This window comes from Leucobacter ruminantium, assembly GCF_017565705.1.
GTDB classification, from domain to species: Bacteria; Actinomycetota; Actinomycetes; order Actinomycetales; family Microbacteriaceae; genus Leucobacter; species Leucobacter ruminantium.
In genome coordinates, this window is record NZ_JAGDYL010000036.1 from 1 (window position 1) to 19,315 (window position 19,315).

Genomic DNA, 19,315 nt, shown 5'->3' on the forward strand with positions numbered 1-19,315 from the left:
CCGCGCGGCGACGGGCGGCCCGCGGCGACGGGCGGCGCGGCGGCCGCGCGGCGGGCGGCGCCGGGAATCGGTTCCGGGCGGGCGGGTCCGCGGGCCGCGGCGGCCGTCCGCAGACTCAGACGGGCTGCAGCAGGTTGCGGACCGCGTCCTTGACCCCGGTGCCGTAGCGGCGGTAGCGGCCGAGGCGCAGCTGGTGGAGGATCGGCACGAGCCGCAGCGCGCGCGCCTCGGGGTAGGCCTGCCTGGCCTCCTCGAAGAGGTACTTCTCCCGCGCCTGCGCCACGCGCGCGGGGGTGGCGCCCTCGAGCGCCTCGACGCGAGCGGCGAGCGCCTGTGCGCGCAGGAACAGCCGCCGGTTGCGCTCGGTGCGGGGCTCGGCGAACATGCGGAGCTTCTGCGCGAGGCCGAGCCTCGTCATGCCGACCTCGTTGCCGCCGTGCTGGCGGTAGTCCGTGAGCGCCTCGTCGTGCATGCGCACGCCGTCGCGCAGCGCGGCCACGACCGCGAGCCATTCGTCGTGGAGCCAGGACTCCGGGAAGGGGCGGGCGGCCTCGACGAGCGAGCGGCGCAGCATGACGGTGGCGCCGGTGGCGAGGTTGCGGCGGAGGAACTGATCGTAGGCGCGCCCCGATTCGATGAGGGATCGCTCGCCGTCGCTCATCGCGAGCGCCGTGAAGAGATCGTGCCCGAGCGGTGCGCCGGCCGCGTCGACCTGGCGCGCATTGCTGAACACGTAGAGCGCGGCGGGGTCGTCGAAGCGGGCGGAGAGACGCTCGATGCGTTCGGGATGCCACACGTCGTCCTGATCGCAGAGCGCGATGAGGTCGCCGGTCGCGGTGCTCAGTGCCTGCTCGAAGTTCTTCGTGACGCGCAACGGCGGGTCGTTGCGCAGCACGACGAGCTCGGGGGCGGTGCCGTGCGCGTCGCGGTGGGCCGCGACAGCGTCCTCGACGATCGCGACGGTGCGATCCTGGGAGGCGTCGTCGCTGAGCACGATCTCGTCGACCGGCCGCGTCTGCGCGAGGATCGAGGCGATCTGCTCGCCGATGAAGCGCTCGCCGTTGTGGGTGCCGAGCGCTACCGAGATGCGGGGCGCGCTCACGGGGCGACCTGCTTCGCGAAGTCCTCCTCGGCGGCCTCGGGGGCGGTCTCCGTTGCGGCTTCGGGGGCCGGTTCAGGAGCGGTCGTATCGGGTGCGCTGATAGGGGCGGCCCCGCCCGCGATCGCCGGCTCGGCCGCCGGCGCTGCGGCGAGCGCCGGCCCCATCGCCGCGGAGCTCGTGCCCGGGATGAGCCGCTGCCCGCGCTTCGTGAAGAGCAGCAGGTAGAGCCCGAAGAGGAACAGCCCGAACGCCGCGCTCGAGACGAACCAGACGGTCAGCGGCGGCAGGGGTACGGTGCTCCACCACCACTCGTAGCCCTGGTTGAGGTTGCCGTTGGCCTCGTCGACGCCCGTGAGGTAGCGCTGCATGTTGGTGTGCATCGCCTGCGCGTTCATGACGCCGACGCCGAAGAACACGAAGAAGGCCTGGATCTTGTTGAGGCCGAGGTTGTCGGAGTCGAAGCCGCTCGTGGCGAGTCCGATGAAGATGAGCATGAGCGGCAGGATGTAGCGCGGCTGCACTTCGAGGCCGACGTTGGCGTGCTGGCCGTGCAGCACGTAGAGCGGCAGCACGACGAGGGCTGCGAGCGTCAGTGCGAGCGAGAGGGTCTTGCGCCAGCCGAGCTTCTGCAGGCCCCACATGAGCAGGGCGACGAAGACGCCGATCATGACGACCATCACGCTCGGCAGCACCGGGGTGTCGAGCCAGCCGAGGCGCCAGGCGCCGAGGTTGCCGGCCCAGAGGAAGGGCAGCTGGGTGATGTTCGAGATGAGCAGCTTGATCTGGTCGCCGATGCCGTAGCTCGGGGCGGTGATCGCCTCGGCGCCGGCGACGACGGCCCAGCTGGTCTGGCCGGAGGTGAGCACGGAGTAGCCGCCGACGGCGATGAGGCCGAGCGGCAGCAGGCACAGCGAAAGCCACTGGCGGCTGCGCCGGAAGCTCATGATCATCGCGATGACGGCGGCGAAGGCGACGTAGCTGGCGGCGTCGCTGCGGGCGCCGGCCCCCATGGCGCCGGCGAGCGCGCCGAGCGCGCCGAGCCCGATGCGGGGGCCGAGCCGGTCGGTTCTCAGGTATTCGGTGAGCGCGACCCACACGAGCAGGCCCGAGAGCACGGCCCAGCTGCTCGGGTTCGAGCTCGCGATGAAGAAGACGCCTACGGGCACGAGGGCCACGGTCGACGCCCACAGGATCGGCCCGCGCCGCCCCGGCCTGATGAGGGCGAGCACGGCGATGGTGAGCCCGACGAACACGGCCGCGTTGAAGAGGCGCATCGCGATGACGGAGCCCTCGATGTTGTCGGTCACGAAGACGCGCATCACCGAGTAGAAGACGGGCGGATAGCCGCCGCCCGCGTTGGTGCGGGTGGTGCCCATGAGGCCTTCGTCTTCGGGTACGCAGGCCGCGCTCTGCTCATCGTTCGCGGCGTAGCAGTGCGCCGAGAGCACGAGCCAGCTCGGCACCTCCTGCACGAGCGCCTCCGAGCCGGGCTCGCACACGTTCTCGGTCTCGCCCCAGGCGCACCAGATGCTCGCGAGGTGGTAGTCGTCGTCGGGGGCGGCGCCGACGGGCGAGGCGAGCGCCCAGCCGCCGAGCCCGACGAACGCCGACAGCCCGAGAGCGACGGCGAGGAGGATGCGCTTCCAGCGGCTCGGCTCCATCTACGTGCGTTCCTCTCTGCGGCCGGATACTGCCGAGAATTGTACCGGAGCCCCGTCGCGCCGCCGGGGACGGGGCGGGCGCGCCGACGATGACGACACGCGATCGCGGTTCTGCCGCGCTCCGCGGCGTGAGCAGGCCCGGGAGGCACGCCCTAGGATGGAGCGCATGACCACGGCAGCCGGAGCGGGTTCACCCACCCCCGAGCGCGTCGTCATCGTCTCGCGCATCTACCGGCCCGAGCCGGCCGCCGCCTCGCTGTTCCTCGGCAGCGTGGCCGACGCGCTGCTGGAACGGGGCCACGAGGTCGAGGTGCTCACGGTGACGGCTCCGCGGGCGCTCGGCGAGGGATCGCGCGGCGAGCGCATCCGCCGCTTCCCGGTGCTGCGCGACCGCAGCGGCTACGTGCGCGGCTACGTGCAGTACCTGTCGTTCGACATCCCGCTCGCCTTCCGCCTGCTGTTCGCCCGCCGGCCCGCGGTGGTCCTCGTCGAGCCGCCGCCCACGACCGGTGCGGTCGTCCGGGTCTTGTGCGCGCTGCGCCGGATCCCCTCCGTCTACGATGCGGCCGACATCTGGTCGGACGCGGCGGGGCACGCGACGAGCTCGGGGTTCGTGGTGAGGGCGCTCCGGTGGGTCGAGCGCTTCGCGATGCGCGGGGCCGCCGCCATGTGCACGATCTCGGAGGGCGTGGTCGGTCGCGTGCGCGAGCTCGGGGTGCGCACGCCAATGACGGTGACGGGGTTCGGCGCCGACACCTCGGTGTTCCGCTACGTCGAGGCGCCGATCGAGCGCGTGTTCCTGTACGCGGGCACGTACACGGAGCTGCACGGGGCTGGGATCCTGGTCGACGCCTTCGCGATCTTCGACGCGACCCGGCCGGGCTACCGCCTGCGCTTCATCGGGAACGGCACGGGCCGGGAGGAGCTGCGGGCGCGGGCCGAGCGGCTCGGGATCGGCGACCGCGTCGAGTTCCTCGAGCCGGTGCCGGCCGAGGCGCTGAGGCCGCAGCTGTGCGGGGCCGTCGCGAGCCTCGCGACCCTCGCCCCGGAGGGCGGGTACGAGTACGCGTTCACGTCGAAGGCTTACTCCTCGCTGGCGAGCGGCTGCCCCGTCATCTTCTCGGGGCCCGGCCCGACCGCCGCCTTCATGCGCGAGGCAGCGGAGAGCGCGCCGGTCGGCGCCGCGGTCGACTACGACGCCGAGGCGATCGCCGACGCGATGCGGGACGCCGCGGATCGCCCGCTGCCGCCCGGGGAGCGGCGGCGGCTGTCCGATTGGGCGGCCGCCGAGCACTCGATGCTCGCGACCGGTCGGAGGGTGGGCGAGGTCGTGCTCGGGGCGGCCCGGCCGGGGAGGCGGTCATCGTGAAGCGGCTGTTCGCGAAGGCCGCCGACTGGGCGGTGAGGAACCGGTCGAGGATGCCGCGCTGGATGGGCCGGGCGATGGAATCCGCGGCCCGCGACCCCGACGGCCTCGTCGGCCGGATCAGCGCGCGCCTGCTGGGCGGCGGCGCGAGCGCGAACACCGAGGTGCCCGACGCCGAGCTGCGGGTCTACATCGCGCCGACGAACTACTCGGGCCAGGGCTTCCTGTGGGCGCGGGCGCTCGAGCAGGCCGACGCCCGCATCGCGGCGCGCAACTGCGCCGTGCACCTGCCGGGCGGCTACGCCTTCCCCGCCGATACGCCGGTATCGATCGCGACGGTGAACGCGTCGGCCGAGTGGGCCGAAGCCGAGTGGCAGGCCGCGAAGCGGTTCACGCACGTGCTGGTCGAGGCCGAGCGGCCCATGTTCGGAAAGCGCTTCGGCCGCGACCTCGAAGCCGAGGTGCGGGCGCTCGAAGCCGAGGGCCTCTCGGTCGCGTTCATCTGCCACGGCACCGACATCCGCGACCCCGAGCGGCATGCGGCACTGACCCCGTGGTCGCCGTACCCCGAAGACCCGCGCACCGCCGACCTGCAGAGCGACGCCCGCGAGAACGCGGCCCTGCTCGAGCGCATGGGGCGGCCCGTGTTCGTGTCGACGCCCGACCTGCTCATCGACGTGCCCGATGCGACGTGGTGCCCGGTCGTCGTCGACGCCGAGCGCTTCGCCACCGATGCGCCGCTCCTGCCCGCCGCGCGCAGCAGCCGGCCGCGCGTCATCCATGCGTCCAGCAACCACCTGCAGAAGGGCAGCGGCAGCATCGAGCTCGCCCTCGCACCCTTGATTGCGAGCGGCGCGCTCGAGTACGAGCTGATCGGGTCGACCCCGTCGGCCGAGATGCCCGGCGTCTTCGCGGGCGCCGATATCGTGCTCGACCAGTTCCGGCTCGGCTCGTACGGGGTCGCGGCGTGCGAGGCGATGGCCGCCGGCCGCGTCGTTGTCGGGCACGTGCTGCCGCAGGTGCGCGAAACCGTCGAACGCGATGCCGGATTCGCTCTGCCGATCGTCGAGGCGACGCCCGACACGCTGCACGACGTGGTGGCCGAGCTCATCGCCGACCCGGCGCGCATGCGCGGGCTCGCAGCGGCCGGCCCCCGCTTCGTGGCACGGATGCACACGGGCGAGGCGAGTGCCCGGGCGCTCACGTCGCGCTGGATCCGAGCGTAGCCCGGGCTCACCCACACGCGTGCGGAGCTCGGATCTCCGTCACGCACCTCGAACACGGGCTCACTTCATCCAGCTCGCCGGCACAGCACCCCCAGTGTGGAGCCTCATGCATCACCGGCATGCCCTGGGTGGTGCATCAGGCTCCACGCCTCTTCGGGAACGCACGCCTCTCCCGAGACTCAGGCGGCAGCTGCGCCGCGCCCGGCACCCCGCTCGGCGCGGGTCTTATCGCGGGCGTCCTTCCAGCGGCGCATGCGCCCCTCGACGGGGTGCTCGATGAGGCGGTAGAGCAGCCAGGCGAGCAGGATGTCAACGGCGAGCAGCGCGAGGTTCCACCCGATGTTGCTCCACGAGGGGGCCTGCGGGCCGAAGACGCGCAGGGCGAGGTAGATCGCGGTGGCGTGCACGAGGTAGAAGGCGAACGACCAGGTGCCGAGCCTCACCTGCAGCTTGGTCTCGAAGATGGAGCGGCGCCCGCGCAGCGTGTTCAGGCTGAACACGAGAATGGCGAGGCCGGTGGCGACCGTGAAGATCTCGTTGCCGAAGCCCGCGAGCACGCCGAGCGGGCGGATCCCGCTGAAGAACTCGGAGCCCATGATGACGACCAGCGCGGCGCCGATCGCGGCGACGCCGACGAACGGGTGCAAGCGCGGGCGCCAGCCGCTGCGCACGGCCCAGGCGAGCCCCATACCGAGCAGGAACTCGGGCACGCGGGTGACCGGCACGGGCACGGCGGCGAGCCAGGATTCGGGCCAGAGCGTCATGCCGAGGCGATAGGCGAAGGCCCACGCGATCGCGGCGAGCGAGAAGAGCAGCGCACCGCGCTTCGTGAGGGGCAGCAGGATGCGCGACACCCACGGGTGGATCGCGTAGAAGAGCGCCTCGACCGAAAGGGTCCAGGCGGCCGGGTTACCCGAGAAGAGGATGACGGGGTTCGCCCACCATGCCTGCAGCACGACGACCGAGAGCAGCAGGATGCCGAGGTCGAACGGTTTCAGGAAGCTGCCTTCGGGAATCGGCGCGAAGGTGTAGAAGACCGGGATGGCGACGAGCAGCGCGACCATGTGCGCGGGCCAGATGCGGGCGAAGCGGCGCCAGTAGAACGTGCTCGTCGGCACCTGCGGCCGCATCGACCAGGTGAGCACGAAGCCCGAGAGCACGAAGAAGAAGGTGACGCCGAAGTAGCCCTGGTTGAAGAGGAGGTTGATCTTGCCCGGCAAGGGCGCGAAGACGCGCATGTGGTACAGGAAGACCATGAATGCGGCCCACCAGCGCAGCCCGGTGAGCACATCGAGGCGCGGCGTACGTTCTGCGAGGATCGCGGCGCTTCTCGGGTTCATGTTCTCGGTTCTGCTGCGGAAATGGGCCGCGGTCAACTCTACTGCCTCGCGCGCGCACGACCGAAGTACGTGTTTTCCGTAAGATGGCAGGGTGAACGAGTATGCAGTCGACGTCGTCATCGCGGTGCACTCGGCGGAGCGTCCGGTGGCCCGCGCGGCCGGTTCGGTGCTCACCGGCACGCAGGCCCCGGTGCGCGTGACCGTCGTCGCGCACAACATCGACCCCGAGATCATCCGCGAGCGGCTCGGCGACCTCGCCGGCGATCCGCGACTGCGGCTCATCGGTCTGGCCGACGGCATCCACTCCCCCGCCGGCCCGATGAATCTCGGCTTCGCCCGCGCCGAGGCGCCGTTCGTCGCGCTGCTCGGCTCCGATGACGAGCTCGCACCGGGCGCGATCGATTCGTGGCTGGCGCTGCAACGCGAGACGGGTGCCGACGCAGTGCTCGCGCGCATCCTGCTCGCGAGCGGCGAAGTCGATCCGTACCCTCCCGTGCGGCTCGGGCGGCGGGTGCGCGATCTCGATGGGGCCAAGGATCGACTCGCGTATCGCAGCGCGCCGCTCGGTATGGTGTCGCGCGAGCGCTTCGGCGATCTGCGCCTGACCACCGGTGTCGGCTCGGGCGAGGATCTCGTCTACTCCTTGACGGTGTGGTTCACGGGAGCGCACCTCGCGTACGACCTCACGGGGCCGGCATACGTCGTCAACGGCGACGCCGGCGACCGAGTCACCTCGGCGGTGCGCCCCTTGGCCGAGGATTCCGCGTTTCTCGATCACCTCGAGACGATGCCGTGGTTCGCGCAGGCCCCGGCGCGGGTGCGCGAGGCGATCGTCGTGAAGCTCATCAGAATGCACGTGTTCGATGCGCTCGCGATGCGTGCGAACTCCGACGAGCAGCTGAGCGAGAACCGCGACGCGTTCCGCACGGTGCTCGCCCGCCTCGCGCGGCTGTCGCCGTCGGCGCCGGGGCTGCTGTCGATCGCCGATCGCCGCGTACTCGATGCGCTGGTTTCGCAGCAGAGCCTCGATGCGGCAGCGATGCGCTCGCTGATCGCGGCGCGCAGCCGCTATAAGTCGCCCGCGGTGCTGCTGACGCGCAACCCGCTGCGCTGGTTCCATGCGCAGGCGCCGTTCCGCACGCTGCTCGCCGGCTCGCTGATCGCCCGGCGCAGGTAGCACAGTACTGCGGTGGGCGCAGCTCCAGCCGCAGTTGCGACTGCTGGCCGATTCTCGACCCCCTTCGCCGCTGTGAAAGACGTTCCTAAGTAATTCTCCCAACTGCATTCCCTCCCAGAATCACATGGGGTTACGCTCAATATCCGGACCGCCCGCTTCCCCAGTGTTTAAGGACTACCCTCAGATCATGTCTCAGCACCACAATCCGATTCCTCAACAACCGTCGATGAACATCGCCGCGATCGTCGGATTCGTCCTCTCGCTCTTGGGTTTTAATATCGTCGCTGTAATCGTCGGCGCAGTCGGGCTCTCCCAAATCAAGAAGCGCGGCCAGCGCGGCCGTGGGTTCGCGATCGCCGCCATCGTGATCGGCGCGATTGCCTGCGTCGGCGTGGTTCTTTCGATCATTCTCCAGATGAATGCCGGTGTCTGAATCACCACCCGCTGCGGCGCTTCTTCTCGCGCTACTGGTTGAGAAGCGCGAGAAGGCGACTGCGTGACGTCACGCCGGCCTTGCGGAGGATCGCCGCGACGTGCACTTCGACGGTGCGCTCGCTGATGCCGAGCGATTCGCCGATCTCCCGATTCGAGAGCCCACCGGCGAGCAGGTCCCAGACGGCGCACTGCCGCGGGGTGAGCAGCGACCGGAGCTCGGGCGCAGAGTCGGACGTCGGCGGCCCGCTCGGCCGACCGCCGCTCGCCCGCATCGCGGCGACGGCGCGTTCCGCCTTCAACGGCCCTATCGGCACGTATTTCACCGACGTGGTGCGAAGCAGTCGGTCGTAGTGATCGGCGAGCGCCACATCGATATCCGTGCCGGAGGCGCCGATCGTACGGACGAATTTCGGCACCACCCCCGCCGCCGCGAGCTCCATCGGCAGTTCGCGCACACCTGCGACGAGCACCCGCGCAGCCTCCGCCATGTCGCCTGCCCGCATGCTCAGTTCAGCGCGTATCACGCAGACATGGGCCTGGAGCAGAGGCGTCGGCTGGGCGGTTCCGTTCTCCCACCCCGTGATTCCCGGAGCGACGCCGGCGGAGAGCAGCATCCGAGCGTGTAGGTCGTCGGCCTCGTCGGCATTGCCCGCGTACCAGAACTGCTCGGCGGCCATGACGGTCTCGAGTATCTTCAGGTCGTTCTGGGCCTCGGCAGCTTCGAGCAGCCACTCTTTCACGCGCAACGCGCGTAGGCGGTCGTCTGCGCCCGGCTCGGGACCCGCATCGATCTTCTCCATCAGCCGTGCGAGTTCGACGAGCTGCGGGTCGTGCGACGCGGAGTCGCCGATCATCGCCCGGGCGTCGTCGAAGCAGCCGTGCCAGAAGGCCGCGCGCGCCAGAAGCGATCGCGTCGCCGTGGCCTGTTCCGGCGCAGCGGTGCGAGCCTGCCGCGCGAGCATGATCGCATTCCCAGTGAAGCCGCGCTCGAGCTGCGTTGCGGCCTCCTGCACCAGGCGCCGTGCGAGCGAGCGCTGCACGCCCGACTCGGCGGCTCGCGCCTCATGCAGCAGAGCGGCACTGGCGTAGCCCGCTCGCTCGGCGGCGCGTCCGAGCTCCGCATGAGCCCGCCGCCTCTCGAACGCACCGGTCTCCTCGATGATCAGGGATCGCATCCGCTCATCGACGAACTCCGCGCGCCCCTGCTCGATGCGCAGCACGCTGCTCAGCGGGCCGAGCAGCAGCACGGAGGTGTCGACGGCGGAGGCTGAGAGCAGCACCTCCACGCTCCGCGTCGCATTGAGCGACGCACGCAGCAGCACGCGCCGTTCCGCCGCGTTGTACCGCTCGAGCGATACCGCCTCGCGCATGGATGGCACGATCGGCAGCACTTCGGGCAGTGCGCTGCGGCCGCCGAGCGCTGCGGGCGGGATCACCGAGGCCAGTTCTCGCAACGCCTCGGTCGCGTCGCACGCGAAATCGCCCAGGGTCACCGCCACGCGAGGCGACACGGCGACGCCGGCCTCCGCGCTGAGAAGTGCCGCCCGCCGGGCTATCGTCGTTCCCACGTCGTGCATTGTTCTCTCGTATCGATCTTCCGCTTCGCGCTGCGGTACCGGCAGTCTGCCTCGCGCCTACTACGATCCGCAGGCGATCGAGTCAGGGCGATAGCCGGTGGATACGCGCGATCATCTTACTGCGCGAGTCGACCTTCATCTTGCGCAGCAGCGCCGCGACGTGCACTTCGACGGTGCGCTCGCTGATGTGCAGGACTTGGCCGATCTCGCGGTTTGTCATTCCGCGGAGTACGAGACCCAGCACCGCCTTCTGCCGCGGGGTGAGCGCGGGCACGGCCTCATGGCCGTGGGAGGAGTCAGCGCCGTCGACCGCCTTCTGAGCGATGGCCTGGGCGGCCGCCACGAAGCGTTCGCCGGTGATGGGGCCGAAGGCGACGTGCTTCTCGGGCGGGGCCCCGAGTATCCCCTCGAGGCGCTCGGCTCGCACGAGGTCGACCGGCATGCCGGCCTCCGCGAGGAGTCGGATGAACTTCGGGATCACTCCTGCCGCGGCGTGCTCGAGCGGCATCCGGGGCATGTCTTCGGAGATGGTCTGGCTCGCATCCTCCAGCTTCCCCGCCTGTATCTGAACGCCGGCTTTGAGCGCGCATATCTGCGCGCCGGCGAGCGGCGTGAGGCGATGATCCTGGGTCGTCCATCCGTTGCCCCTGCCCAGGGCTGCCATCGTCAGCAGCAGCTGGGCGCCGTAGCTGTCGCACTCGTCGAACTGCTCCGAGTACCACAGCTCGGCGAGCACGCCGATGCCGTTCATGGCCTGCTGGTCGGCGTGCGCTTCGGCGACTCCGGCGAGCCACTCGACGACTTCGACACCGCGTTTCCGATTGTCGGGGTGGGGCGCGGGGCCCCGTTCGATGCGGCGGCTCAGTTCGATGAGATCGCAATCGTCATCCGCGCACGCCAGCAGTTCGCGGGCCTCCTCGAAGCAGCCGTGCCAGAATGCTGCCCGCCCGCAGAGCGCGGCGGCCTGCTCCCGGAACTCACGATTCGCTTCGAGCACGCTGTGCGCCAGCGCGTAGGCGTTGCGCGTGTATCCCCGTTCGAGCTGCGACTGCGCCTCTTTCAGAATGGACAGCACCAGTGGGCGCTGTTTGCCGAGGTCGCTCGAGCGGGCCATATAGAGCAGAGCCGCCTCGCGGCATCCCGAGCGCTTCGCCGCGCGGGCGAGCTCCGCATAGGCTTCTCTGCGTTCAAACGGACTCGAGTCGAGCACGACCCTCGAACGCACGCGTTCGTCCGCGAAACGCAGCAGCCCGTCGACGATCCTGAGCTCCTGCTTCAACGGCCCGAGCAGTAGCACCGATGCATCGACCGCGGAGGCGGCGAGCACGACCTCCGGCCGGCCAGTGACGTCGAGAGCGGCGCGCAGCAGGAGGCGGCGAGCGGCGGGACCGCTGTCGCACGGCACGACGCTGCCGCTCATGGCGGGTACGAATGGCAGGATCTCCGGCAGCATGCTCCGGCCGGCCAGCTGCGCCGGTGTCAGGGCTTCTGCAACCTCGCGCAGGCACGCCGCGTCGCCCCGGGTGAACTCCGCGAGTCTGATCGCAACTCTTGGCGACATCATTGCACCTTATCACCCGCCCTCGCGCGTACCCGACTCGTGGAATGCCAGCACATTACTCCCCTGAAAATTGTCTACCACGGCGATCATGGCGCGCCCGACCCGCAGAGGGCCCGGCGCTGCGCACGGTGCGAGCGGGTGCCGCGATTGGTGCAGACCATTGAGATTCTCGAATCGCCGTTCGCACAGCTCCACGACCGCCCGCATACGTGAAACCACGCAGAGGCGAAGGCATGGGCCTCCCCGACTACGGTCACCGCAGCACCGCGATATATTCTGGTCGGGCTCGCGTCGGCGCCTCGACCGCACGACTCGGGCGCACCACCCGGCATCGCGGTTCACGGAGAGGACGTATATGGCCACCCTCCTCGTGTGCAATACGATCGCGATCCTGCTGTGGACGGTCATCAGCAAGCGGCTGCGGCGCTGGCACATCTCGGGCGCCGTGGCGATGGTGCTGTGCGGCACGATCACGGGCTTCTTCCTGCGCGATGAGATCAGCGAGCATCTGAACACGAGTCTCGCCGAGCACATCGTCGAGCTCATCCTCGCGGTGCTCCTCTTCGTCGACGCGACCGAAGTGCGCGGCGGCTTCCTCGCGGGCGAGCGCTCGATCGTGACGCGGCTGCTCGTGTTCGCGCTGCCGCTGTCCCTCATCCTCACGGGGGCGGTCGCGATCCCGCTGCTCGGGATGCCCGTGTTCAGCACCGCGTCGATCGCCCTGGTGCTCGTACTCGCCTGCATCGTGCTGCCTGTTGATTTCGCGCCCTCGCCCGAGATGATGCGCGACCGGCTGGTGCCCCGCAGGCTGCGGCACGGGCTCGCCGTCGAAAGCGGCTACAACGATGGCATCTTCTCGCCGATCTTCGCTTTCGCGCTGCTGCTGCTCGGGGCGAGCAACGACGGCGAAGTGCTCGCGCCGATCGAGGCGCTCGAGCATGCGGTGCCGGCTGCCGGTTGGGCGGTGCTCGTCGGCGTCGGCGTCGGCGGCTTCATGGGGGCGGCCGTCCGTCTCGCCCTCGCGCGCGACTGGGTAGACGCGCACGGGGTGCGGGTCGCCATGCTGCTCATGCCGTTCGTCACCTACGAGTGCACGGTCGCGCTGAACGGCAACGGCTTCGTCGCCACGTTCCTGGCGGGGATCGCCTACAAGCTGCTGCGCACCTGGAGCGGCGGCGACGACCACGACGTGCCGCACGCCGAGCTCGCACTGGTCGATGATCTCGGCGCCGTGGCGTCGCTGTTCATGTGGTTCATCGTCGGCTCGGTCACCGCGCTGATCTTCACGATGCCGGCCAGCTGGCCGTGGATCCTCTTCGCCCTTCTCGCGCTCACTGTGCTGCGCATGGTGCCGGTCTACATCGCATTCATCGGGAGCCGGGTCTCGCTCCGCGAGCGCACCACCCTCGGGTTCATCGGCCCGCGCGGCACCTCGAGCATCGTCTTCGGGCTGCTCGCCTTCAACGCATTGAACGACGACGACGCGAACGCCGCGATCTACGTGACGGTGATCACGGTGCTCGGAAGCATCATTCTGCACGGCTGGCTCGGACCGCGCGTGCTGCGAGCCCTCCGCCCGGGAGGCGTCGGCGCGGCGGGCGCCGAACCGGCACGGGAAACCACGTAGGCGCCTGATCCCTGGCGAGGTTTCGCCGCTCGGCCGGAGGCGCTCGGCTTCCACCGCCGAACGCAGGGACACGCTGCTAACGTAACGCTCGGGCACGGCACGCCCTCGTGGCCGCCGACCCGCTGCATCGCCGCCACGAAAGGACCCTCTGTGAGCAAAAAAGCCGGCGCACCCGAACCGACACGGCGCAACCTCCTGAAGTGGGGCGGGGTCGCCGCCGCGGGTGCGGTATTCGCGGGAGGCGGCGCGGCCGCCGGTGCTGCCGCGGGCTATCGTGCGGGCTTCCAGGCCGGCACGGACAACTTCGCCAACCTCTCGCCCCGCAAGACCCCGGGCTTCGACCATCTCGTCGTCGTCATGGGCGAGAACCGGTCGTTCGACAATCTGCTCGGCTACCTCTACACCCCCGACACGCTGCCCGAGGGCAAGAGCTTCGAGGGGCTCGCGTTCGGCGACTACAGCAACACCGGCCCCGACGGCACGGTCTACAGCGCCCACGTCTACGAGGGCAGTACCGACGACATCATGGGCCAGCCGAGCCCCGACCCGGGCGAAGAGTTTCCGCACGTCAACACGCAGCTCTTCGGCACCGTCGCTCCCGCCGGCAACTCCGAACTGTGGGTCGAGCACATGGAGCACCCGTTCAATGCCCCGCCGCCCGGGATGCAGCCCGACAACTCGGGGTTCGTGCAGGACTACTACATCAACTACCGGCGCCTGCAGAAGGGCACCGAGCCGTCCGCCGATGACTTGAACACCATCATGGGCAGCTTCTCGCCCGACATGCTGCCGGTGCTGTCGACGCTCGCGAAGGAGTTCGCGGTATTCGACCACTGGTTCTGCGCCGTACCGTCGCAGACCTTCTGCAACCGTTCGTTCTTCCACTCATCGACCTCGCACGGCTTCGTCACCAATAAGCACGGCGGCGGGTACGAGAAGTGGATCGACTCCGAGCAGTCGCCCACGATCTTCAACCGCCTCGACGAAGCGGGCGTCGACTGGCGCGTCTACTACGACGAGCTGCAGCTGCTCTCGTTCACCGGGGTGCTGCATGCGCCGGTACTCGAGAAGTTCTGGAAGTCGGAGCACTTCGCGACGATGGACCAGTTCTACATCGATGTCGAGAACGGCGACCTGCCCGCCTACTCGTTCGTGGAGCCGCGCATGGCGTTCAACCACAACGACTTCCATCCGCCCTTCGGCAAGCTGAAGGAGACGGAGATCGAGGGCATGGACGTCATCGACAGCGCCGTCTCCGATGTGCGGGCGGGCGAAGCGCTCATCCACAACATCTACTCGGCGATCAAGAACTCTGCCTCGGCCGAGGGGTCGAACGCGGTGAACACGATGCTGCTCATCACCTTCGACGAGCACGGCGGCACCTACGACCACGTGCCGCCGCCCGCGACCGTCGCGCCGCACGCCGACGCCGCCGCCGGCGAGATGGGCTTCACCTTCGAGCGCCTCGGCTGCCGCGTGCCCGCGATCGCGGTCTCCGCCTACACAGCCCGCAACACGATCGTGAACGACGTGATGCACCACGGTTCGGTCATCAAGACTCTCAGCGAGCAGTACGGGCTCAAGCCGCTGTCGCGGCGCGACGAGAGCGCGAACAGCCTGTCGCTGGTCGTGAACCTCGAACAGCCGCGGCACCCGGACGACTGGCCCGAGACGAGCCCCCAATGGCTGCCCGAGAACCCGCAGGAGGCGCCGCCGCACCCCGCGCACAAGCACAAGGACAAGCCGCTGAGCCCTCCCGGTCGCGGTCTCGTCGGTCTCGTGCAGGCGAAGTTCGGCCTGCGCGATGTGCCGGAGGCCGAAACCTATGAGGAGGCCTACAATCTTTTGAAGACGCACGGCGCCGGCGTCATGGGGGTCGAGCGCAAGTAGCGTCGCCCCGGAGCCCGGCCTCACCCCCACTTTTCACAGGAGCATCTTGCGCATCGCAGTCGTTTCACGCATCTACCGCCCCGAACCGGCTGCCGCCTCGCTCTTCCTCGGCGCCGTCGTCGACGCGCTGCTCGCCGAGGGGCACGAGGTCGATGTGCTCACCGCGACCCCCCCGCCAGGGATGCGGCCGGAGTCGCGCGGCGAGCGCGTGCGCAGCAGGCGGGTGCTGCGCGACGCATCGGGCTACGTGCGCGGGTACGCCGGGTACATGAGTTTCGATATCCCGCTCGCGTTCCGCTTGCTCGTGCTGCCGAAGCCGCACGTCGTGCTCGTCGAGCCGCCGCCGACGACCGGGGCCGTCGTGCGCTTGGTGTGCGCGCTGCGCCGTATCCCGTACGTCTACGATGCCGCCGACATCTGGTCTGATGCCGCGCAGCTCGAGGATGTGCCGGGCTGGGTAATTCGCGCGCTGCGCGCCGTCGAGCGCTTCGCGCTGCGCGGAGCGTCGCACATCGTGACGGTATCGGAGGGGGTCGTGCGCCGCGTGCGCGAGCTCGGTGCGAAGCGCGCGGTGACGGTCACCGGGTTCGGCGCCGACGTCGACGAGTTCCCGGTCACGGTCGGCGAGCGCGAGCCCGTCTTCGTCTATGCGGGCAGCTACTCGCCGTACCACGGCTCCGACATCTTCATCGACGGCTTCGCCCGCTTTCTCGAGACCCATCCGGGCCACCGCCTGCGCTTCATCGGCAACGGAGTCGAGCGCCCGAGGCTGCAGGCGCGGGCGCACGAGCTCGGCATCACCGGCAGCGTCGACTACCTCGACCCGGTGCCGCCGAGCGAACTCGTGCCGCACCTTGCGAGCGCGGCCGCCAGTCTCGCGTCGATCAAGCCCGACACCGTGTACGAGTACTCGTACGCGTCGAAGGCGTTCTCGTCGCTGAACGTCGGCTGCCCAGTGCTCTTCACCGGCCCGGGCCCGACCATCGACCTGCTCGAGAACGCGAACGAGCACGTGCGCGCGGGCGAGGCCTGCGCCTATGACGCCGACGCGGTCGCAGCCGCAATGGCGCGGCTGGTCGACGAGCCGGCATCGTCGGATGAGCGCGAGGCGCTCGGGCGCTGGGCCGCCGAGCACCACTCGCTGCAGGCAGTCGCGCGCTATGTCGCCGATGTCGTCATCGCGACCGGCGGGCGCTGAGCCGGGCCGAGGCAGCAGGATAGGCCAGGCAGGACCGGCTTGATCGAGACTCGTCAGTAGTTCTCGGCGGGTACCTGCTCGAACCACCAGAACGGGTGGGTCAGAATCTGCATGATGGGTTCGCGACCCACCCAGTCGCCGAAGTGGCCTTCGCGCCAGCGGCCGCTGGAGTCGCTCAGGTACTTCATGGTGGGCATCATGAAGCGGCTCTCGTAGGCGTGGTAGCGCACGGTCGGAGACCAGCGGGCGAGCAGCGAGTCGGCGAATTCCACCCCGCCCATGCGTGCGGGCTCGTGCGAGCTGAATCCGGTGAGCTGCCGGCCGACCGCGGCTTCGAAGACGCTGCGCTGCCGCTCGGCCCATTCGAGGTTGTCGCCGCCGACCACATCGCACAGCCCGCCTTCGAGGTGCAGCTGCACCTCGTGCCCGAGGGCTTCGAGCTCGCGGATGGTGCGCAGCGACGGCAGGCTCAGCAGGTTGTACCCGCGGGCGTGCACGCGCACGAAGTACGAGGCGGTGCAGCCGGCGCGCGCTTCGAGCCGCGCGACGCGGGCCGCGAGCTCCAGATCGTTGTCGATGTCGTGGCGCAGGATCAGATGCTTCTCACGCGGGTCGTCGAGAAAGCCCGCGAAGTGCGTGGCCTCGTAGCCGGCCTTTCGATAGGCCTTCAGGGTCTCCTCGTAGGAGTGGAGCGAAAAATCCAGCGGATACGACGGCAGAGTCATGAAATCTCGGGCTCCCAGGGCGCGGTCGGGCGCCACGACGGGTCGCAGGCGCAGAACAATCAAACATTACAGCAGGCAATGTCAACCCATTGACAGACTACGAACTTACCCGTAGATGCTCCTAGTCGCAGGTGCCGGCGCGCATCTCCGCCGGGTCGGACAGGATGGTCGGCGCGAGGTCGACCGTGACGAGCAGCCCGCCGTCGGCGGTGACTTCGACGCCGGTGATCGTGAAGCCCTGCGGCAGAGAATCCCGCATGCAGACCGTGCTCGGCTGGGCGAGCTCGGCGCCGCCCATCGCGAGCAGCTCGTCGAGCGATACCGGGGAATCGGGGTTCTCGCGCAGTTCAGGCGAGATCTGCAGCTCGTTCGCGTCGCCGGGCGTGATGGCGATGGCCGCCGAGATCGGAATCTGCATGCCGCCGACGTCGAAGCTCGAGCCGACGAGGATCTCGCCGTTCTCGATGGTCGCCGACTGCCAGGCGTCGCCGGCCATGAGCCCGAGGATCGTGCCCATCTCGTCGGCGGGGAAGGTGAGCTGCATCGATCCCTGCTCGATCTCGCCCTTCGACGGGTCGAAGGGCGCCGAGTGCGCGTGCAGCACGACGTCGGGCACGATGCCCTCGCCGACGGGCAGCTCGGGCACGTGGATGCGGGTGTCGGGGATGCGCCCCTGCACTGCAGAGACGAGCGCGATGCCCTTCGTGCTCACCTCGACCGAGTGGGCCGCGTCGAGGTGGAACTGCGAGCGCATCGCCTCGGCGATCTGCTTCGGGATGATGATGCGCAGCGCGACCTCCCCCGCGCCGACGATGAGAATCGCCACCAGTACCCAGATCGCGATCTTCTTCATTGCAGACATGCGTCTCGTCTCACCACTTCTCTCGATTTCGAACGTGCCCCGCAAGACTGTAGTTTCCGTACCCGGTGCGGCGCCGCGGCGTACGGGCTTGCACCTAGTGGTGTTCCGCGAGTTCATGCCGTTGCGGCCCTCGTCGGCCGGCCTCGCCCGAGGCGGCACTCAGCGTTCGCCTACACTCCGGGTGCATGAGCGCACCACGAGTTGACGTGACGATCGCTGTGCATACGAGCACACGGCCCATTGCACGAGCTGTGGGTTCCGTGATCGACCACACTGCGGCCCCCGTGCGCGTCATCGTCGTCGCGCACAACATCGATGCCGGCATCATTCGCGCCAACCTCGGCGCGTACGCGGCCGACCCCAGAGTCGAGGTGCTCGAGCTGCGCGACGGCATCCCGTCGCCCGCCGGGCCGATGAACTTCGGCTTCGCCAGCTCGACGGCGCCCTTCATCTCTCTGATCGGCTCGGACGACGAGCTCGAACCCGGGGCGATCGACTCGTGGCTCGCGATGCAGCGTCGAACGGGCGCCGAAGCGGTGCTTGCCCGCATCATCGACCATGGCAGAACCGACCCCTATCCCCCGGTGCGCGGCGGCCGCCGACTCGAGGGCCTCGACGCCGTGCGCGATCGTCTGGCCTACCGCAGCACCCCGGTCGGTCTGCTCAGCCGGGAGCGCTTCGGGCAGCTGCGACTCGTCGAGGGGCTTCCTTCGGGCGAGGACATTCCCTATTCGCTCTCGGTGTTCTTCACCGCGCAGAAGCTCGCGTACGATCTGCACGGCCCCGCCTACGTGCTGAATGAGGATGCCGAGGACCGGGTCACCGCCGAACCGCGCGAGGTCATGCTCGACTTCGGGTTCTTGCCCGAGGTCGAGCGCCTCGAATGGTTCGCGCAGGCGCCCGCCGACGTGCGCCGCTCGATCGTGCTCAAGCTCATCCGCATGCACTTCCTCGACGCCGTGCGCGCACGCGCGCAGAACGAACAGCAGTTCTGGGCGAACGCATCCGATCTCGCAGCGGTCGCAGAAGAGCTGAAGGCGCTCTCCCCGGGCGTGCTCGGCTTGCTATCGATCGCGCATCGATCGCTTATCGACGAGATCACTGCAGCCCGGCCCTCGTACGCACGCGTGCGCAAGCTTCTTGAGGCGTCTACTCGCTATCGCAGCCCGGCTGCACTCCTCAGTTCCCAGCCGATGTTCGCCCTGCACGCGCAGGCCCCGTTCCGCACGCTGCTCGCAGGCTTCCTCGCCCAGCGCACCGTGCGCGCGCCTGCCGATGCGGGCCGTTCGATCGTCCGCAGGACGGCCGATACCGTGAAACCGCGAGTACTCCAGACGGCGGGCGGGCTCACCGCTGTCTCGCTTGGGGCTTCAGAACTGCAGGGTGCTTTCATCTAGGGCGTGTCTCCTATATGAGTCGGTGAAGTTCGGGCAGGCTGAGGATCATGGTTCGCCGGTCGAGGTTCACGCAGTTCACGAACGATCAATGGGAACGCGTTGAACCTTTGCTGCCATCGAATGAGGGACGTAAGGGTCGTCCGTTCGAGGACAATCGGCGTGTGGTCGAGG

15 protein-coding genes and 1 pseudogene are annotated in these 19,315 nt (G+C 69.4%); 9 read left to right on the forward strand and 7 right to left on the reverse strand.

What is annotated here, in order from left to right; translation table 11 throughout:
- Positions 1–115: 115 nt before the first annotated feature.
- Both J4H91_RS14315 and J4H91_RS14320 read right to left on the reverse strand, forming a co-directional pair.
- Positions 116–1,102 carry a glycosyltransferase gene (locus J4H91_RS14315; protein WP_208046932.1) on the reverse strand — a complete coding sequence of 329 codons (987 nt, stop codon included), beginning with the start codon at positions 1,100–1,102 and terminating at the stop codon, positions 116–118.
- Complete coding sequence (locus J4H91_RS14320; protein ID WP_208046933.1) at positions 1,099–2,763, reverse strand: DUF2142 domain-containing protein; 1,665 nt, start codon at positions 2,761–2,763, stop codon at positions 1,099–1,101. The genes J4H91_RS14315 and J4H91_RS14320 overlap by 4 nt, the downstream gene beginning before the upstream one ends.
- Before the next feature lie 166 nt (positions 2,764–2,929).
- On the opposite strand from J4H91_RS14320, the gene J4H91_RS14325 reads away from it, so the two are divergent.
- Together J4H91_RS14325 and J4H91_RS14330 are read left to right on the forward strand one after the other, a co-directional pair.
- Entirely contained in the window at positions 2,930–4,132 is a 1,203-nt protein-coding gene (locus J4H91_RS14325; RefSeq protein ID WP_208046934.1) for a glycosyltransferase family 4 protein, read from the forward strand.
- On the forward strand, positions 4,129–5,355 hold the full coding sequence (locus J4H91_RS14330) for a glycosyltransferase family protein (protein ID WP_208046935.1): 1,227 nt from the start codon (positions 4,129–4,131) through the stop codon (positions 5,353–5,355). Before J4H91_RS14325 ends, J4H91_RS14330 begins: the two co-directional genes overlap by 4 nt.
- Positions 5,356–5,534: 179 nt before the next feature.
- Here the strand turns inward: J4H91_RS14330 and J4H91_RS14335 are convergent, their stop codons facing one another.
- Positions 5,535–6,695, reverse strand: coding sequence for an acyltransferase family protein (locus J4H91_RS14335; protein ID WP_208046936.1), 1,161 nt, complete (start codon positions 6,693–6,695; stop codon positions 5,535–5,537).
- Between the two features lie 91 nt (positions 6,696–6,786).
- Here J4H91_RS14335 and J4H91_RS14340 point away from each other — a divergent pair, with 91 nt between their 5' ends.
- Together J4H91_RS14340 and J4H91_RS14345 are read left to right on the forward strand one after the other, a co-directional pair.
- A complete protein-coding gene (locus tag J4H91_RS14340; RefSeq protein WP_208046937.1) occupies positions 6,787–7,872 on the forward strand; it encodes a glycosyltransferase in 1,086 nt (361 codons plus the stop codon).
- Between the two features lie 187 nt (positions 7,873–8,059).
- Positions 8,060–8,305 carry a DUF4190 domain-containing protein gene (locus J4H91_RS14345; protein WP_208046938.1) on the forward strand — a complete coding sequence of 82 codons (246 nt, stop codon included), beginning with the start codon at positions 8,060–8,062 and terminating at the stop codon, positions 8,303–8,305.
- Positions 8,306–8,336: 31 nt separating this feature from the next.
- Here J4H91_RS14345 and J4H91_RS15940 read toward each other — a convergent pair whose 3' ends face one another.
- Together J4H91_RS15940 and J4H91_RS14355 are read right to left on the reverse strand one after the other, a co-directional pair.
- Positions 8,337–9,875 carry a LuxR C-terminal-related transcriptional regulator gene (locus J4H91_RS15940; protein WP_208046939.1) on the reverse strand — a complete coding sequence of 513 codons (1,539 nt, stop codon included), beginning with the start codon at positions 9,873–9,875 and terminating at the stop codon, positions 8,337–8,339.
- Positions 9,876–9,966: 91 nt separating this feature from the next.
- Positions 9,967–11,445 (reverse strand): helix-turn-helix transcriptional regulator, encoded by a 1,479-nt coding sequence (locus J4H91_RS14355; protein ID WP_208046940.1) that lies wholly within the window; start codon positions 11,443–11,445, stop codon positions 9,967–9,969.
- A gap of 355 nt (positions 11,446–11,800) precedes the next feature.
- Between J4H91_RS14355 and J4H91_RS14360 the strand changes: the two genes are divergently transcribed.
- From J4H91_RS14360 to J4H91_RS14370, 3 genes are all read left to right on the forward strand, one after another.
- Positions 11,801–13,072, forward strand: coding sequence for a cation:proton antiporter domain-containing protein (locus tag J4H91_RS14360; RefSeq protein ID WP_208046941.1), 1,272 nt, complete (start codon positions 11,801–11,803; stop codon positions 13,070–13,072).
- Positions 13,073–13,222: 150 nt separating this feature from the next.
- Positions 13,223–14,962 (forward strand): alkaline phosphatase family protein, encoded by a 1,740-nt coding sequence (locus tag J4H91_RS14365; RefSeq protein WP_208046942.1) that lies wholly within the window; start codon positions 13,223–13,225, stop codon positions 14,960–14,962.
- 46 nt (positions 14,963–15,008) lie between these two features.
- Positions 15,009–16,160: a glycosyltransferase gene (locus J4H91_RS14370; protein WP_208046943.1), complete on the forward strand. Its 1,152-nt coding sequence runs from the start codon at positions 15,009–15,011 to the stop codon at positions 16,158–16,160.
- A 53-nt stretch (positions 16,161–16,213) separates the two neighbouring features.
- On the opposite strand, the gene J4H91_RS14375 is transcribed toward J4H91_RS14370, so the two are convergent.
- Together J4H91_RS14375 and J4H91_RS14380 are read right to left on the reverse strand one after the other, a co-directional pair.
- The gene (locus J4H91_RS14375) at positions 16,214–16,885 is read right to left on the reverse strand and encodes a polysaccharide deacetylase family protein (RefSeq protein ID WP_208046944.1); all 672 of its coding nucleotides are present in this window, start codon (positions 16,883–16,885) and stop codon (positions 16,214–16,216) included.
- Positions 16,886–17,006: 121 nt separating this feature from the next.
- On the reverse strand, positions 17,007–17,747 hold the full coding sequence (locus J4H91_RS14380) for an LmeA family phospholipid-binding protein (RefSeq protein ID WP_208046945.1): 741 nt from the start codon (positions 17,745–17,747) through the stop codon (positions 17,007–17,009).
- A 185-nt stretch (positions 17,748–17,932) separates the two neighbouring features.
- Between J4H91_RS14380 and J4H91_RS14385 the strand changes: the two genes are divergently transcribed.
- Together J4H91_RS14385 and J4H91_RS14390 are read left to right on the forward strand one after the other, a co-directional pair.
- On the forward strand, positions 17,933–19,144 hold the full coding sequence (locus J4H91_RS14385; protein ID WP_208046946.1) for a glycosyltransferase family A protein: 1,212 nt from the start codon (positions 17,933–17,935) through the stop codon (positions 19,142–19,144).
- A gap of 47 nt (positions 19,145–19,191) precedes the next feature.
- Positions 19,192–19,315 (forward strand): annotated as a pseudogene (locus J4H91_RS14390) (IS5/IS1182 family transposase); the annotation flags it as partial.